Here is a 14,718-nt window from a genome sequence, read left to right as displayed (position 1 = left end):
TGTCATCCCTCCCGCGCCGCGGCGCACACCGCGCGCGCGATCCGTGCCACGTCCGCGTCATCGGTGACGTACGGCGGCATCGTGTAGACCAGGTCGCGGAACGGGCGCAGCCACACACCCTCGCGCACCGCGGCCGAGGTGGCCGCCGCCATGTCCACCGGGCGGTCGAGCTGGACGACCCCGATGGCACCGAGGACGCGTACGTCCTTCACCCCGGGCAGCGCGGAGGCCGGTTCGAGCCCCTCGCGCAGTCCGGTCTCGATCCGGCCGACCTCGGCCCGCCAGTCCTGACCGAGCAGCAGTTCGACCGAGGCGCAGGCCACGGCCGCCGCCAGGGGGTTGCCCATGAACGTGGGTCCGTGCGCCAGCACCGGCACCTCGCCGCGCGAGATGCCGTCGGCCACCCGTGGGGTGCACAGCGTCGCCGCCATGGTCAGGTAGCCGCCGGTCAGCGCCTTCCCCACGCACATCACGTCCGGCGTCACCGCCGCGTGCTCCGCCGCGAACAGGGCGCCCGTACGGCCGAATCCGGTCGCGATCTCGTCGAAGACCAGCAGCACGTCGTGCGCGTCGCACGCCTCGCGCAGCACCCGCAGATAGTCGGGGGAGTGGAACCGCATCCCGCCCGCGCCCTGCACCACCGGCTCGACGATCACCGCGGCCAGGTCGTCCGCGTGCTCCTCGACGGCCGCGCGCAGCAGCTCGGCGTAGGCCTCGTCGTACTCCGCGGGCGGGGCGTCCGTGAACACCTGACGCGGCAGCACCCCGCTCCACAGCTCGTGCATCCCGCCCTCGGGATCGCACACCGACATCGGCTGCCAGGTGTCGCCGTGGTAGCCGCCCCGCCAGGTCAGCAGCCGCCGTTTCGCGGGGCGGCCCAGCGAACGCCAGTACTGGAGGCACATCTTCACCGCGACCTCGACCGACACCGAACCGGAGTCGGCGAGGAAGACGTGCTCCAGACCGGCCGGGGTGACGTCGACCAGGAGCTTCGCCAGCCGTACGGCGGGCTCGTGGGTGAGCCCGCCGAACATCACATGGCTCATCCGCGAGAGCTGTTCGCGCGCGGCCTCGTTCAGCACCGGGTGGTTGTAGCCGTGGATCGCCGACCACCAGGACGACATGCCGTCGACCAGTTCGCCCGAACCGTCCGCGAGGGTCAGCCGTACCCCGCTCGCCGACGCCACGACCAGCGGCTCCTGGCGACCCGGCATCGGGCCGTACGGATGCCAGACGTGGCGTCGGTCCAGTTCGAGCAGTTCGGGCACGCTCAGGTCAGGCATTGGGCGCGAGGTCCGTGCCGGCGCCCCGGCGGCGTACGGCGACCAGGTCCGGGCGCGGCTCGTCGACCCGCGGGGCGGGAGCGGCGGCCGGGGCGGAGCCGCAGACGCTGTCGCCGCCGTGGCAGCCGGCGCCGTCGTCGTGGCAGCCGCTGTCGGCCGTCGCCTCGTGGCAGCCGCCGGACCGGTGCTCGGGCAGCGTCACCTGGTCGGCGCCCTCCACCTCGAACCCGGCGTCGGCGATCATCTCCAGGTCGGCCCTGCCCGCCTGGCCCTCACTGGTGAGGTAGTCCCCGAGGAAGATCGAGTTGGCCAGGTGCAGGGCGAGCGGCTGCATCGTACGGAGATGGACCTCGCGGCCGCCCGCGATCCGCACCTCGACGTCCGGGCACACGAACCGCACCATGGCCAGGATCCGCAGACAGCGCTGCGGGGTGAGGTTCCACTCCTTGGCCAGCGGGGTGCCCTCGAACGGGATCAGGAAGTTCACCGGAACGGAGTCGGGGTCGAGCTCGCGCAGCGAGAAGACCACGTCGACCAGGTCCTCGTCGCTCTCGCCCATGCCCGCGATCAGCCCCGAACACGCCGACAAGCCGGCCGCGTGGGCCTTCTGCACGGTGTCGACGCGGTCGGCGTAGGTGTGCGTGGTGGTGATGTCCGCGTACGTCTCCTCGGACGTGTTGAGGTTGTGGTTGTACGCGTCCGCGCCCGCCTCGCGCAGCCGCTCCGCCTGGCCGTCGGAGAGCAGGCCGAGGCAGGCGCACACCTCCACGCCCTCGTTCTCGTCCTTGATGGCCTTGATGGTGTCCGAGACCCGCTCCACGTCCCGGTCGGTCGGACCGCGCCCGCTGGCCACCAGGCAGACCCGCTTGGCGCCGCCGGCCAGACCGGCCGCCGCGGCCTTGGACGCCTCGTCCGGCTTCAGCCAGGTGTACTTGAGGATCCCGGCCGTCGAGCCCAGCCGCTGGGAGCAGTAGGAGCAGTCCTCGGGGCACAGTCCGGACTTCAGGTTGACCAGGTAGTTGAGCTTCACCCGTCGGCCGAACCACTGCCGGCGCACCTTGCCGGCCGCGGCCACCACATCGAGCAGATCGTCGTCGGAGGTGGCCAGTACGGCGAGTGCTTCCTCGCGGCTCGGCAGCTCGCGCCGAAGCCCCTTCTCCACCAGCGTCTTCAGCAGGTCCATGAGAGCCGATCCTGTCGTAAGGACCTGCTCGGGGCCAAGGTGACTTCACACAACAGAGACACTTCACGGTGTGTGGATTGCCACATCCTGGCCCGACGGCCGTCCGGCTAGGGTCTGTCCACTGCCTACAAAATCCCCGGAGGACCCATGGCGTTCGGCTGGATCGACGAGCAGGCGGAACTGCGCGGCCGCGCCGGGCTCGTACGGACCCTGCGCCCGCGCCCGGCGGACTCGCCGCTCCTCGACCTCGCGAGCAACGACTACCTCGGGCTGACCCGGCACCCCGAGGTCGTCGAGGGCGCGGCGAGCGCGGCGCGGACCTGGGGCGGCGGCGCGACCGGCTCCCGGCTGGTCACCGGCACCACCGAACTGCACACCGAACTCGAACGGGAACTGGCCGACTTCTGCGGCTTCGAGGCGGCCCTGGTCTTCTCCTCCGGCTACGCGGCCAACCTCGCGGCCGTCTCGGCGCTGGCCCCGCACGGCTCGCTGATCGTCTCCGACGCGGGCAACCACGCCTCGCTGATCGACGGCTGCCGGCTGGCCCGGGGCGTCACCCAGGTCGCCGCGCACGCGGACCCGGACGCCGTGCGCAAGGCGCTGCGGACCCACGAGGGGCCCGCCGTCGCCGTCTCCGACACGGTCTTCTCGGTCGACGGCGACGCCGCACCGCTGGCCGCGCTCGCCCGGGTCTGCCGGGAGCACGGCGCCGGACTGGTCGTCGACGACGCGCACGGACTCGGCGTGCTGGGCGACGGCGGCCGGGGAGCCCCGTACGCGACCGGGCTCGCGGGCGCCGACGACGTCGTGGCGACGGTCACCCTGTCCAAGTCGCTGGGCAGTCAGGGCGGTGCCGTGCTCGGCCCGGCCCGGGTGATCGACCATCTGGTCAACGCGGCGCGGACGTTCATCTTCGACACAGGTCTCGCTCCCGCGGCGGCGGGGGCGGCGCTGTCGGCCCTGCGGCTGCTGCGCCGCGAGCCGGAGCGCGCGGCGCGGGCCCGCACGGTGGCGGGCGACCTGCACGCGCGCCTGACGGCCGTGGGTCTGGAGGCGGTACGTCCGGACGCCGCGGTCGTCTCCGTACGGGCGCCGTCCCCGGAGGCGGCCGTGAAATGGGCGGCCGACTGCCGGGCGGCGGGTGTCGTGGTGGGCTGCTTCCGTCCTCCTTCCGTGCCCGACGGGATCTCGCGGCTCCGGCTCACCGCGCGCGCGGACCTCACCGAGGAGCGGATCGCGCACGCGGTGCGGGTGATCGACGAGACACGACCATGAGTCGGCGTGACACGGCCCTGTTTCGCACGTTCGCCAATTACCGGTGAATGACGGCGCTTTGCTGTCGAATCGGTGCCGATCGATACTGGCCCGATATTGGTCGGAGTGGACCGGGAATGACCGGAATCAGTGGAATGTGGCCGTGAATTTCGCCCAGCTCTCGGGGGAGAAGAGCAGCGCCGGACCGGCCGGATCCTTGGAGTCGCGTACGGCGAGCAGTCTGGCCCCCGGTCCTCGGCCGGGCCGTGCCGTCTCGACGCAGTTGTTCGCTCCTGTGCTGTAGCTGCTGCGCAGCCACATCGCGCCGCGCAGCCGCGCGGCGGGGATCGAGTTGCGAGGCAGTGCAGTCATGGTGCCTCCTTATGTGTCGTCACCTATCCCGGCGATGAAATCCAATGAGTCCTCGGGTGAAAGAGCGTGTGTCCTGAGGGTGTTGAAGGCCTCCGAGTAGGCCTGGAGGTCTTCTTTCCGTTCGAGGTAGAGGCTACTCGTCATGTGGTCGAGAACAACCACATCCAGATCAGAAGTGCTCGGAAATGACAAGATAACGAAAGGTCCGGTGACGCCAATGTGCGCTCCCGCCCGGAACGGCAGGACCTGGAGCCGCACTTGGGGCAGCCGTCCCGCGTCCACCAGCCGCCGCAGCTGACGCGCCATCACCTCGGGCCCGCCGACCTCCCTGCGCAGCACCGCCTCGTCCAGGACCGCGGTCAGCTCCAGCGGACGATGCGCGCGCAGCACGTCCTGCCTGGCCAGTCGCACCTCGACCAGCGCGTCCAGCCGCTCCTCGTCCAGTCCCTCGACCGCGGCGCGGGTCACCGCGCGGGCGTACTCGGGCGTCTGCAACAACCCCGGGACCACGGACGTCTCCAGCGTGCGCATCGCGCTCGCCTGTGACTCCAGGCTGATGAAATCCCGGTAGGTGGGCGGGAGAACACCGCGGTACGCGTGCCACCAGTGGTCCCGGCCGCCGTCATGGGGGCCCGCCAGTATCAGCAGCAACTCCCGAAGTTCCGTCTCGGTGACTCCGTACGCGTCCAGGAGCAGCCGCACATCGGCCGGTTTCACCCCGCTGGCACCGGTCTCGATCCGGCTGACCTTCGACTGGTGCCAGCCCACCAGACGGGCCGCCTCACCACTGGTGAGCCCGGTGCGGGCGCGCAGCGCGCGCAGTTCGGCGCCCAGTTTTCGGCGGCGCACGGCGGGACCGTACTGCATGGGAATACTCCCTACTCCTTCCAAGCCGCCCAAATACGGTCTGCCGTCGCAGAGTTCACCGCTTCGAGCGACAGATATATGCATATCTCGGTGGATCGGCACCGCGACCGGCCCGGTAATGGCAGTCTGGCGAAGAAGCACCAGTCCGGGACCGTACTCGAATCCGCTCCTTGTCGGACTGCGGTCCCGTGGGAAAGGGACGACGTCGCCATGGCAGACCATCTGGAAGCATCCGTCACTCTGCCGAGCGATCCCGCCTCGGTCTCCGCGGCCCGCAACTTCGTGGCGAGCGCCCTCGTGGAGTGGGGCCTGCCCGCGGACGCCGAGATGGCCGACACCGTCCGACTGGTCGTCTCCGAGCTCACGACCAACGCCGTACAGCACACGTTCGGGCAGTCCCCGACGTTCACGGTCGACCTCACCCTCGACCGGGACGAGCGGCTGCGCGTCGGCGTCACCGACAGCCATCCGCGCTTCCCCAAACGGCTGCCGGCCGCTGTCCAGCAGGACAACGGCCGGGGCATGGTGATCGTCCGCTGGCTGACCACCGAGTGCGGCGGAAGGCTGCACGTCCGTCCCACCCCCGAGGGGGGCAAGACGGTGTGCATCGAACTCCCGTGGACCGTCCCGGCCCAGCCGGTGCCTGCCGCGGGGCAGCAGGAGCCTTGAGGGCCGGGCTCCGGTCCGGGGAGGCCCAGGGGGCGAGGGAGGAGACCCGGCGCGGTGGGGGCGTGCCAGGCCGCCGCCACCGCACCGGGCGGGTCAGCTCACCCGGCCGTACCAGACGCTCTTGGTCCAGATCTTCTGGAGCCGCACCACATCCCCGGTCTTCGGGGCGTGCCAGATCCTTCCCTTCCCGGCGTAGATGCCGACGTGGTAGACGCTGGAACCCGAGTGGAAGAACACGAGGTCCCCGGCCTTGCGGTGGCGGGCCGAGACGTGGTGGGTCTTGTTGTACTGCTGGGCCGCGGTGCGGGGCAGCTTCTTGCCCGCCTTCTTGAACGCGTACAGGGTGAGCCCCGAGCAGTCGAACCTGCGCGGCCCGGTGGCGCCGTAGCGGTACGGCGAGCCCTTCTTGGAAGCCGCGATCTTGAGAACCTTCGTCGCGGTCGTTGCGGCCGCCGCGTCCGCGGAGAGGCCCGGGACCACGATCGAGCCGCCCACGGCGGCGATGGTGAGCGCCGAAGCCGTACCGGCCCGGACCATCAGCGACGGGACACGATTGAGCGCAGTCATGCGCAACCCTTCGTCAGCCGCCTGTGAAGGATGACCTGTCGGATTCGGGCTGGCGAAGTTGCCCGGCCGCTGTCGCGGCTTCACCCCAAGGGCTGCTCGGTGCGGCCATGGCTTGACCGTTCCGGCGAACCCGTCGTGCTTGGGTCCTCCACTCCTGCCGGTGCACTTCTGTCGACCGGTCATCCGGGCGGCGGCAGGACTCGGCGTCCGCCCGGACCGCCCCGCCGCTGTGGCGGGGGCTTGTCGTCAGACAGGGATCTTCACTCACAGGTGTCCGAAAATCCCAACGGAACCGTGGATTTGTGGCGTTACTCACCACTCACCCGTTCGGGTGGACACCTTTTTGTTCGATCGTCCGTCCAGGGGAACGACGAGCCCCGGACCAGCGGCGGAGCAGTTCACCCCGCCGTGGAGCTACGCGCGTTGCGCAACCCTGGAGGCCCGAGAAAAGGATCCGTCGCTACTCCGACAGTGGGTACGTCGTTCGGAGCGTTTGAACTCAGACCCGGACGGTTCGCGCATCGCGCGCGACGTCCGGGAGGGCCGGGGACGGGTCAACTGTCGGAGCGCGACGGCACGGTGACGCGCGCCGTGCGGCGCTCCCCGTCCAGGACGCGCAGCGCCCGCGCGAGCGTCGGCGCGTGCAGTTCGGCCTCGCCCCGCTGATGCATCAGCGCCAGCGCGTCGCGCAGCGCGGTCGCCCTGCCCACCAGCGCCTGGGCGGCGCGCAGTCCGCGGTAGGTGTCCCCGTGGTGCGCGGGGTTGATGCGGCCGAGCAGGTCGACCACCTCCAGGTAACGGTCGATCAGCTCGCCCTCGGCCCGGGTCAGGGCGGGCAGCGGCGGAAGTTCCGGCGGCAGCATCCCCGACTCACCTCGCGCCGGGAGCGGTGGGCGCGCCGGGTGCGCCGGGACGGGTGGCGCCGACCGTGCCCGGTGCGGCGGGCGGGGCCTCGCGGCCGTCGACGACGCGGTCCACCAGGCCGTACTCCAGAGCGCCCCGCGCGTCCAGGACCGTGTCCCGTTCGATGTCCGCGGCCACCTGATCCGGTGTTCGGCCCGTGTGCCGGGCCAGCATCTCCTCCAGCAGGGCCCGGGTGCGCGCCAACTCCGCCGCCTCCACGACGAGATCGCTCACCTGGGCCTCGACCGGCCCGGGAAGCGCCGGCTGGCGGATCGTCACCCGGGTGCCGGGCAGCGCGTGCCGCCTGCCCGGCGCGCCCGCGGCCAGCAGTACCGCGGCGGACGCCCCGGCCCGACCCAGGCAGAACGTCTCCACGTCGCAGCTGACGTAGCGCATGGTGTCGTAGACGGCGGTCATCGCGCTGAACGAGCCGCCGGGGGAGTTGATGTACAGCGAGATCGCCCGGTCCGGTGCCGCGTGCTCCAGGTGCATGAACTGCGCGATCACGTCGTTGGCCGAGGTGTCGTCGATCGGTGACCCCAGCAGGACGATCCGTCCCTCCAGCAGCTTCGCGTAGGGATCCAGCGTCCGGTGCCCGAAGCTCGTGCGTTCGGTGAACTCCGGCAGGACATGGCGGGCGGACGGTCGGGTCATGGGGAACCCCCTCCTCACGGCAAGGTGTCTCTGTAAAAAATGTACAGGACGTACGTGACGTTATGATGGGGGTATGGCCTACGAGATTCCGGTGACACAAGCCAGGGCTGAGCTCGCCGACCTGATCAACCGCGTGGTGTACGGCGGTGAGCGCGTCGTCGTGACCCGCCACGGCAAGCCCCTCGTCGCCCTCGTCTCCGCGGCGGACCTGGAGCGGCTCGACGAACTCGACGGCCCCGAGGAGCAGGTGATCAGCTCGGTCTCCGCGGTCCGGGAGGTCCCGGCCGCTCCCCGGGAGCGTCAGCGCTTCGGGATCGCCGCCGAGCACCGGGGGCCCGGCCCCGCCTGACCGGGCGCGCGGCCGGGACGCCGTTCAGGAGACGGGTGCGAGGCCGCGCTCCGCGGCGGGTTCCGTGAGCCGCGCGCGCTCCTTCAGCGCGCTCCCGGCCAGCACCGCGGCCAGACCCAGCGCCGCCCACCAGGTCAGCGTGAGGGCCGGGCCGGCCGCCGCCGCGCCGTCGAAGTACGACACCGAGCGCACCAGCGTCGTACCGGCTCCCGGCGGCAGCCACTGCCCGATCGTGCCGACCGGTTCGGGCAGCATCCGCGGCGCCGACGCCGCGCCCGAGAAGGGGTTGCCGAACAGCATCATCACGCCCGCCGTGATCCCGATCCCGGCCGGGCCGAGCAGGGCCGCGAGCCCGGCCACGGCGCCGCTCACGGCCAGCGTCGCCAGGGCCAGCGCCCCGGCCTCGGCCCACCAGTCGCCGGTCAGCACCCCGAGCCAGCTGTGCGCGATCCCGGCCGCCGCCAGACCCACCAGGGCGGCGGCGCCGACCAGGGCGGCCGCGGCGCGGACGCCGCGCAGCCCCAGCAGGGTCACCGCCGCGCCCGCCGCGATCCCGGCCAGCGCGAGGGGCAGCACGCTCGCGCTCAGGGCGGCGCCGCGCGGGTCGTTCGCGGGGGCGGCCACGATGTCGACCGTCCTGATGTCGGTGCCGTCGGCGGGCACCAGCCGGGCTGCCGACTGCTGGAGCAGCTGGGCGACGAGCGGGCTCGCCGCCGACGCCGTCAGCAGTTCGGGGCCGTCGGCGGTGACCACGACCGCGCCGTACACCTGCCGGTCCGCCACGGCCCGCCGGGCGGCCGCCTCGTCGGCGTAGTGGTGGATCTCGAACGCCCCCTCCCGTGCCGCCAGGCCGCGTTCGATCCGCGCCGTCGCGGCGGCCGGGCCGGCCACGCCGAGCGGCAGGTCGCGGGGCGCGGTCCGGGCGGCGGGCCAGGCGAAGGCCCACAGGGCCAGGGCGGCCAGCACGGGAACGAGCAGCACGACGGCCGTCAGCCGGCGGACGGGGACTCGGGTGGGGGAGTCGAGGGCGGTGGGCATGGGCTTCTCCAGGAAGGCCGAGACGGATGGACTCTAAAAAGAATGAGCGTTCGTTTTTGACGGTGCCCACCGTCCTCCCGACATCTCCGGCTTGTCAAGAAGGAATGTTCGTTTTACGTTGTGGGTCATGGCCCGTGTATCCCAGGCGCACCTCGACGCCCGCCGGCGGCAGATCCTCGACGGTGCCGCGCTCTGTTTCGCCCGCAACGGGTTCCACGCCACGTCCATGCAGGACGTGCTCAAGGAGGTCGATCTCTCCGCGGGCGCCGTCTACCGGTACTTCACCGGCAAGGACGAGCTGATCGGGGCGATCGTCGGCGAAGTGCTCGACGTACTGCGCGACACCTACGAGAAGGCGGCCGTCGAGACCCCGCCGCCCCTGCCCGACGAGCTGATCCCCCGCGCGCTCGCCCAGTTGAGGGCGATCAGGCCCGGGGTGCTGGACGGCGGCGCCTGGGTCTTCCCCCGGCTGATGATCCAGGTCTGGGCGGAGATCCTGCGCAACGACGAACTCGCCACCGTGGTGCGGACGGGGTACGACAGGGTGCGCGAGGCCTGGGCGCGGGTCGTGGACAGCTACCGGGCCGCCGACCTGATCGCCCGGGACGCCGACGCGGACGCCCTGGCGCGTGTGATGATCGCACTGGCCCAGGGGTTCGCCGCGCAGACGGCCCTCATCGAGGAGATGCCCTCCGAGATCCTCCGGGACGGGCTGCGGGCGTTGATGAGCATGCGGGACCCGCGCGCGGAGGCCTGACGCGGCAGGGCCCGTACGGCGGCCCGTACGACAGCCGGTACGACGGCCCGTGCGGCCGACTGCTCGTGCGCCGGACCACGGACTCGACCACAACTTGGTTAACTTGCTCGAAACCCGCTCCAACTAGCCTGCCGATCCACGCCATCCGGGACGCTGCCCCGGGGCTGCGGCAACCGGACCCCGCACGGTCCGGAGCGAGGACTGTGAGGTGGGACGTGCAACTGACCCCGCACGAGCAAGAGAGGCTGCTGATCCATGTGGCGGCCGACGTCGCAGAGAAGCGCCGGGCCCGTGGTCTCAGGCTGAACCACCCCGAGGCGGTCGCGCTCATCACGTCGCACATCCTGGAAGGCGCGCGTGACGGCCGTACCGTCGCCGAACTCATGTCCTCCGGACGCAAGTTGCTCACCCGGGACGACGTCATGGACGGCATTCCCGAGATGATCCACGACGTCCAGGTCGAGGCGACCTTCCCGGACGGCACCAAACTCGTCACCGTCCACGACCCGATCGTCTGACGGGGGAGTGCCGTGATTCCCGGAGAGATCCTGTTCGAGGACGACCCGATCGTCTACAACGAGGGCCGCGAGGTCACCCGGCTCACCGTCCTCAACGCCGCCGACCGCCCCGTCCAGGTCGGCTCCCACTACCACTTCGCCGAGGCCAATCCCGGCCTGGACTTCGACCGTGCCGCCGCGCACGGCAAGCGGCTGAACGTCGCCGCCGGCACCGCCGTGCGCTTCGAACCCGGGATCCCCGCCGAGGTCGAACTCGTCCCCCTCGCCGGTGCCCGGATCGTGCCCGGACTGCGCGGGGAGACCGGAGGCGCACTCGATGCCTGAGATCTCACGCGCCGCGTACGCCGACCTGTTCGGCCCGACGACCGGCGACCGCATCCGGCTCGCGGACACCGATCTGCTGATCGAGATCGAGGAGGACCGCTCGGGCGGGCCCGGACTCGCCGGTGACGAGGCCGTGTTCGGCGGCGGCAAGGTCATCCGCGAGTCCATGGGGCAGGCACGCGCCACGCGTGCGGAGGGCACCCCGGACACCGTCGTCACGGGTGTAGTGATCGTCGACCACTGGGGGATCGTCAAGGCCGACGTCGGCATCCGCGACGGGCGGATCACCGGGATCGGCAAGGCGGGCAACCCCGACACCATGGACGGGGTGCACCCGGATCTCGTGATCGGTCCGGAGACCGAGGTGATCGCGGGCAACGGGCGGATCCTCACCGCGGGCGCGGTCGACGCGCACGTCCACTTCATCTGCCCGCAGATCGCCGACGAGGCGCTCGCCTCCGGTGTCACCACGCTGGTCGGCGGCGGCACCGGACCGGCCGAGGGCTCGAAGGCGACCACCGTGACGCCCGGCCCCTGGCATCTGGCCCGGATGCTGGCGGCGATGGAGTCCTATCCCCTGAACATCGGTCTGCTCGGCAAGGGCAACACCGTCTCGCAGGAGGCGATGCTGTCCCAGATCCGCGGCGGAGCGCTCGGGCTGAAGCTGCACGAGGACTGGGGCTCCACCCCGGCCGTCATCGACGCCTCGCTGACCGTCGCCGAACGGACCGGCATCCAGGTCGCGATCCACACGGACACCCTGAACGAGGCCGGTTTCGTGGGGGACACGCTCGCGGCGATCGCCGGGCGCGGGATCCACGCGTACCACACGGAGGGGGCGGGCGGCGGGCACGCGCCGGACATCATGACCGTGGTGTCCGAGCCGCACGTACTGCCCAGTTCGACGAACCCGACCCGGCCGTTCACCGTCAACACCGCCGAGGAACACCTCGACATGCTGATGGTGTGCCACCACCTCAACCCGGCGGTGCCGGAGGACCTCGCCTTCGCCGAGTCCCGGATCCGGCCGTCGACGATCGGGGCGGAGGACATCCTCCACGACCTCGGCGCGATCTCCATCATCTCGTCCGACTCCCAGGCCATGGGGCGCGTCGGCGAGGTCGTCCTGCGGACCTGGCAGACGGCCCACGTCATGAAGCGGCGCCGGGGCGCGCTGCCCGGCGACGGAAGGGCGGACAACCGCCGGGTCCGCCGCTATGTCGCCAAGTACACGATCAACCCGGCGCTCGCCCAGGGGCTCGCGCGGGAGATCGGCTCCGTCGAGAGCGGCAAGCTCGCCGACCTGGTGCTGTGGGAGCCCGCGTTCTTCGGCGTCAAGCCGCACCTCGTCCTCAAGGGCGGGCAGATCGCGTACGCGCAGATGGGCGACGCCAACGCCTCGATCCCGACCCCGCAGCCGATCCTGCCGCGCCCGATGTTCGGGGCGATCGGGCGGGCGCCCGCGGCCAACTCGTTCAACTTCGTGGCCCCGGCGGCCGTCGAGGACGGGCTGCCGGAGCGGCTCCAGCTCGGGAAGCGGTTCGTGGCGATCGACTCCACGCGCGGGGTGACCAAGGCGGACATGCGCGAGAACGACGCGCGGCCGCGGGTCCGGGTCGACCCCGACAGCTTCGCCGTGCACATCGACGGGGAGCTCGTCGAGGCGACTCCGGCCGCCGAACTGCCCATGGCCCAGCGTTACTTCCTCTTCTGATGGCCAGGGCGGCACTGCTCGTCCTGGCCGACGGCCGCTTTCCCGCCGGAGGGCACGCGCACTCCGGCGGCGCCGAGGCGGCCGTCCGGGCCGGGCGGATCACGGGAGCGGCGAGCCTGGAGGACTTCGCCCGGGGCAGGCTGCACACGGCGGGGCTGGTGTCGGCGTCCCTCGCCGCCGCGGCCGCGCTCGGGGTGGACCCGTCAGTGCTGGACGCGGCGGCGGACGCCCGTACGCCGTCCCCCGCGCTGCGCGCGACGGCGCGCAGGCTGGGCCGACAGCTGATGCGGGCCGCCCGTGCCACCTGGCCGTCCCCGGAACTCGACGCCGTGGCGAGCGAGTTCCCCAAGGGCATGCATCAGCCGGTGGTGCTGGGGCTGCTGGCGCGGGCGGCCGGGCTCGGGGCCGTCGACGCGGCCTGCTGCGCGGCGTACGAGAGCGTCGGCGGGCCGGCCACCGCGACGGTGCGGCTGCTGAGCCTGGACCCGTTCGACGCCACGGCGGTGCTGGCCCGGCTGGCGCCGGAGCTGGACCAGGTGGCCGACCGGGCGGTCGAGGCGGCCCGGCGGGTGCTCGACGAAGGGGTCGACGCCCTGCCCGCGGCCTCGGCCCCCCTGCTGGAGATCGACGCGGAAGCCCATGCCGCCTGGCCGGCCAGGCTGTTCGCGTCCTAGCCCCGCGGCATGGGGGCACGACCGCAGGGCACACGCGCGGACCGCTCGAGAGGGCGCCGCAGAACACAGGCAGGAGCCGTTTCATGCATCTCGACCACCCCCACGACGGCCCGTCCGCCGTCAGCGCCGACGCCCGGCGTCCCGACGGCCGCCGCCGGGCCCTGCGGATCGGCCTCGGCGGGCCCGTCGGGTCCGGCAAGACCGCCACCGTGGCCGCGCTCTGCCGCGCCCTGCGCGCGGAGCTGTCCCTCGCGGTCGTCACCAACGACATCTACACCCGGGAGGACGCCGAGTTCCTGTTGCGGGAGGCCGTGCTGCCGCCCGAGCGGATCACCGCCGTGGAGACGGGCGCGTGCCCGCACACGGCGATCCGGGACGACATCTCCGCCAACCTGGAGGCGGTGGAGGACCTGGAGGACGCGGTCGGGCCACTGGACCTGATCCTGGTCGAGTCCGGCGGCGACAATCTCACCGCCACCTTCTCCAAGGGGCTGGTCGACGCGCAGATCTTCGTGATCGACGTCGCCGGGGGCGACGACATCCCGCGCAAGGGCGGCCCCGGGGTGACCACCGCCGACCTGCTGGTCGTCAACAAGACCGACCTCGCCCCCTACGTGGGGTCCGACCTCGGGCGGATGGCCTCGGACGCCAAGGCGCAGCGGGTCGAACTCCCGGTCGTCTTCCAGTCGTTGCGCGGCGAGGACGGAGTGCGGGAGGTCTCCGCCTGGGTGCGGGCGCGACTCGCCGCCTGGACGGCGCGCGCGTGAACGCGGTCAGCGCCGTCGCCAGGATCGTCGCGCGCGACGACGGCCGCGGCGGCACCGCCCTTCCGGTGCTGGAGAGCGACGGGCCGCTCGCGCTCCGGCGGACCCGGGCGAGCGGCCGCGAGGCACACGTGATGCTCGTCGGGGCGATGAGCGGGCCGCACGGCGGCGACCGTCTCGCCGTCCGGGCCGAGGTCGGGCCCGGGGCCCGGCTGCGCGTCGGATCGGCGGCCGCCACCATCGCCTTGCCGGGCCAGACCAAGGCGGAGGCCCGCTATGATGTGCGGCTCGACGTCGCCGACGGCGGTGAACTCCACTGGCTGCCTGAGCAGTTGATCTCGGCAGGCGGCAGCGAACTGTGTGTGACGACGCGAGCCGATCTGTCCGGCTCCGCCCGGCTCGTGCTGCGCGAGGAACAGGTGCTGGGGCGGGTCGGCGAGCAACCCGGACGGCTCACCAGCCGTCTCACCATCCGGATCGACGGGCGGGCGCTGCTCGACCAGGAACTCGCCTGCGGGCCGGGCGCGCCCGGCGGCTGGGACGGCCCCGCCGTCCTGGCGGGGCATCGGGCCGTGGGACAACTGGTCGTCATCGGAGCGGAGTTCGCCGCCGAGCCGGTGACGGCCAGGATGCTGGGCGAGCAGTCCGCGCTCGTTCCGCTCGCCGGACCGGGCGCCCTGGTGACCGCGGTCGCCGCGGACGCGCTGCGGTTGCGCCGGGTACTGGACGGGGCGCTCGCGGAGTTGGGCTGAACCGACTCCGGACCGATTCGGCCCCGGATCGATTCGGCCCCGGACCGAGTCGACTCCGGACCGGGGCCGACGCCCG

At 72.3% G+C, this 14,718-nt stretch carries 18 protein-coding genes and 1 riboswitch; of the genes, 10 read left to right on the top strand and 8 right to left on the bottom strand.

The genetic code is table 11. The features are described 5' to 3' along the window. Nucleotides 1-2 precede the first annotated feature (2 nt). Both ACWC24_RS09705 and bioB read right to left on the bottom strand, forming a co-directional pair. A complete protein-coding gene (locus ACWC24_RS09705; RefSeq protein ID WP_450662284.1) occupies nt 3-1,283 on the bottom strand; it encodes an adenosylmethionine--8-amino-7-oxononanoate transaminase in 1,281 nt (426 codons plus the stop codon). After that, a complete protein-coding gene (gene bioB, locus ACWC24_RS09700) occupies nt 1,276-2,466 on the bottom strand; it encodes a biotin synthase BioB (RefSeq protein WP_450662283.1) in 1,191 nt (396 codons plus the stop codon). The genes ACWC24_RS09705 and bioB overlap by 8 nt, the downstream gene beginning before the upstream one ends. Before the next feature lie 147 nt (nt 2,467-2,613). Between bioB and ACWC24_RS09695 the strand changes: the two genes are divergently transcribed. Next, nucleotides 2,614-3,741, top strand: coding sequence for an 8-amino-7-oxononanoate synthase (locus tag ACWC24_RS09695; protein ID WP_450662282.1), 1,128 nt, complete (start codon nt 2,614-2,616; stop codon nt 3,739-3,741). 126 nt (nt 3,742-3,867) lie between these two features. Here ACWC24_RS09695 and ACWC24_RS09690 read toward each other — a convergent pair whose 3' ends face one another. Then, on the bottom strand, nt 3,868-4,092 hold the full coding sequence (locus tag ACWC24_RS09690) for a DUF397 domain-containing protein (protein WP_450662281.1): 225 nt from the start codon (nt 4,090-4,092) through the stop codon (nt 3,868-3,870). A gap of 9 nt (nt 4,093-4,101) precedes the next feature. Beyond that, nucleotides 4,102-4,959 carry a helix-turn-helix domain-containing protein gene (locus tag ACWC24_RS09685; RefSeq protein WP_450662280.1) on the bottom strand — a complete coding sequence of 286 codons (858 nt, stop codon included), beginning with the start codon at nt 4,957-4,959 and terminating at the stop codon, nt 4,102-4,104. Between the two features lie 210 nt (nt 4,960-5,169). On the opposite strand from ACWC24_RS09685, the gene ACWC24_RS09680 reads away from it, so the two are divergent. Further along, nucleotides 5,170-5,628, top strand: coding sequence for an ATP-binding protein (locus ACWC24_RS09680; protein WP_450662279.1), 459 nt, complete (start codon nt 5,170-5,172; stop codon nt 5,626-5,628). Between the two features lie 93 nt (nt 5,629-5,721). On the opposite strand, the gene ACWC24_RS09675 is transcribed toward ACWC24_RS09680, so the two are convergent. The 3 genes from ACWC24_RS09675 to ACWC24_RS09665 all read right to left on the bottom strand — a co-directional run bounded on the left by ACWC24_RS09675 (nt 5,722) and on the right by ACWC24_RS09665 (nt 7,752). Beyond that, nucleotides 5,722-6,195 (bottom strand): C40 family peptidase, encoded by a 474-nt coding sequence (locus ACWC24_RS09675; RefSeq protein WP_450662278.1) that lies wholly within the window; start codon nt 6,193-6,195, stop codon nt 5,722-5,724. A 3-nt stretch (nt 6,196-6,198) separates the two neighbouring features. Beyond that, nucleotides 6,199-6,370, bottom strand: a riboswitch (cyclic di-AMP (ydaO/yuaA leader). Between the two features lie 379 nt (nt 6,371-6,749). Beyond that, nucleotides 6,750-7,058: a hypothetical protein gene (locus tag ACWC24_RS09670; RefSeq protein WP_152886784.1), complete on the bottom strand. Its 309-nt coding sequence runs from the start codon at nt 7,056-7,058 to the stop codon at nt 6,750-6,752. 7 nt (nt 7,059-7,065) lie between these two features. Next, nucleotides 7,066-7,752: an ATP-dependent Clp protease proteolytic subunit gene (locus ACWC24_RS09665; protein WP_450662277.1), complete on the bottom strand. Its 687-nt coding sequence runs from the start codon at nt 7,750-7,752 to the stop codon at nt 7,066-7,068. A gap of 73 nt (nt 7,753-7,825) precedes the next feature. On the opposite strand from ACWC24_RS09665, the gene ACWC24_RS09660 reads away from it, so the two are divergent. Next, nucleotides 7,826-8,101, top strand: coding sequence for a type II toxin-antitoxin system Phd/YefM family antitoxin (locus ACWC24_RS09660; protein WP_450662276.1), 276 nt, complete (start codon nt 7,826-7,828; stop codon nt 8,099-8,101). Between the two features lie 24 nt (nt 8,102-8,125). Here the strand turns inward: ACWC24_RS09660 and ACWC24_RS09655 are convergent, their stop codons facing one another. Continuing rightward, a complete protein-coding gene (locus ACWC24_RS09655; protein WP_450662275.1) occupies nt 8,126-9,139 on the bottom strand; it encodes an ABC transporter permease in 1,014 nt (337 codons plus the stop codon). Nucleotides 9,140-9,266: 127 nt separating this feature from the next. On the opposite strand from ACWC24_RS09655, the gene ACWC24_RS09650 reads away from it, so the two are divergent. From ACWC24_RS09650 to ACWC24_RS09620, 7 genes are all read left to right on the top strand, one after another. After that, complete coding sequence (locus tag ACWC24_RS09650) at nt 9,267-9,896, top strand: TetR/AcrR family transcriptional regulator (RefSeq protein ID WP_450662274.1); 630 nt, start codon at nt 9,267-9,269, stop codon at nt 9,894-9,896. Nucleotides 9,897-10,111: 215 nt separating this feature from the next. Continuing rightward, complete coding sequence (locus tag ACWC24_RS09645) at nt 10,112-10,414, top strand: urease subunit gamma (protein ID WP_162468422.1); 303 nt, start codon at nt 10,112-10,114, stop codon at nt 10,412-10,414. A gap of 12 nt (nt 10,415-10,426) precedes the next feature. Then, nucleotides 10,427-10,738, top strand: coding sequence for an urease subunit beta (locus ACWC24_RS09640; protein ID WP_450662273.1), 312 nt, complete (start codon nt 10,427-10,429; stop codon nt 10,736-10,738). Beyond that, nucleotides 10,731-12,452, top strand: a complete 1,722-nt coding sequence (locus tag ACWC24_RS09635; protein ID WP_450662272.1) for an urease subunit alpha — start codon at nt 10,731-10,733, stop codon at nt 12,450-12,452. Before ACWC24_RS09640 ends, ACWC24_RS09635 begins: the two co-directional genes overlap by 8 nt. Beyond that, nucleotides 12,452-13,126, top strand: a complete 675-nt coding sequence (locus ACWC24_RS09630; RefSeq protein WP_450662271.1) for an urease accessory protein UreF — start codon at nt 12,452-12,454, stop codon at nt 13,124-13,126. The genes ACWC24_RS09635 and ACWC24_RS09630 overlap by 1 nt, the downstream gene beginning before the upstream one ends. 83 nt (nt 13,127-13,209) lie before the next feature. Beyond that, nucleotides 13,210-13,893, top strand: a complete 684-nt coding sequence (gene ureG / locus ACWC24_RS09625; protein ID WP_450662270.1) for an urease accessory protein UreG — start codon at nt 13,210-13,212, stop codon at nt 13,891-13,893. Beyond that, entirely contained in the window at nt 13,890-14,642 is a 753-nt protein-coding gene (locus ACWC24_RS09620; protein ID WP_450662269.1) for an urease accessory protein UreD, read from the top strand. The genes ureG and ACWC24_RS09620 overlap by 4 nt, the downstream gene beginning before the upstream one ends. Nucleotides 14,643-14,718: the final 76 nt, after the last annotated feature.

This window comes from Streptomyces sp. NPDC001443 (assembly GCF_053597355.1).
The sequence above is the reverse complement of the archived record's forward strand: the minus strand, read 5'-3'. Positions and strand labels throughout refer to the sequence as shown.

Bases quoted from the DNA above. Each gene is read 5' to 3' on its own strand.
- ACWC24_RS09635 (WP_450662272.1), top strand. From the start codon at position 10,731: ATGCCTGAGATCTCACGCGCCGCGTACGCCGACCTGTTCGGCCCGACG.
- ACWC24_RS09705 (WP_450662284.1), bottom strand. From the start codon at position 1,283: ATGCCTGACCTGAGCGTGCCCGAACTGCTCGAACTGGACCGACGCCAC.
- ACWC24_RS09675 (WP_450662278.1), bottom strand. From the start codon at position 6,195: ATGACTGCGCTCAATCGTGTCCCGTCGCTGATGGTCCGGGCCGGTACG.
- ACWC24_RS09665 (WP_450662277.1), bottom strand. From the start codon at position 7,752: ATGACCCGACCGTCCGCCCGCCATGTCCTGCCGGAGTTCACCGAACGC.
- ACWC24_RS09690 (WP_450662281.1), bottom strand. From the start codon at position 4,092: ATGACTGCACTGCCTCGCAACTCGATCCCCGCCGCGCGGCTGCGCGGC.
- ACWC24_RS09670 (WP_152886784.1), bottom strand. From the start codon at position 7,058: ATGCTGCCGCCGGAACTTCCGCCGCTGCCCGCCCTGACCCGGGCCGAG.
- ACWC24_RS09655 (WP_450662275.1), bottom strand. From the start codon at position 9,139: ATGCCCACCGCCCTCGACTCCCCCACCCGAGTCCCCGTCCGCCGGCTG.
- bioB (WP_450662283.1), bottom strand. From the start codon at position 2,466: ATGGACCTGCTGAAGACGCTGGTGGAGAAGGGGCTTCGGCGCGAGCTG.
- ACWC24_RS09695 (WP_450662282.1), top strand. From the start codon at position 2,614: ATGGCGTTCGGCTGGATCGACGAGCAGGCGGAACTGCGCGGCCGCGCC.
- ACWC24_RS09630 (WP_450662271.1), top strand. From the start codon at position 12,452: ATGGCCAGGGCGGCACTGCTCGTCCTGGCCGACGGCCGCTTTCCCGCC.
- ureG (WP_450662270.1), top strand. From the start codon at position 13,210: ATGCATCTCGACCACCCCCACGACGGCCCGTCCGCCGTCAGCGCCGAC.
- ACWC24_RS09680 (WP_450662279.1), top strand. From the start codon at position 5,170: ATGGCAGACCATCTGGAAGCATCCGTCACTCTGCCGAGCGATCCCGCC.
- ACWC24_RS09650 (WP_450662274.1), top strand. From the start codon at position 9,267: ATGGCCCGTGTATCCCAGGCGCACCTCGACGCCCGCCGGCGGCAGATC.
- ACWC24_RS09660 (WP_450662276.1), top strand. From the start codon at position 7,826: ATGGCCTACGAGATTCCGGTGACACAAGCCAGGGCTGAGCTCGCCGAC.
- ACWC24_RS09685 (WP_450662280.1), bottom strand. From the start codon at position 4,959: ATGCAGTACGGTCCCGCCGTGCGCCGCCGAAAACTGGGCGCCGAACTG.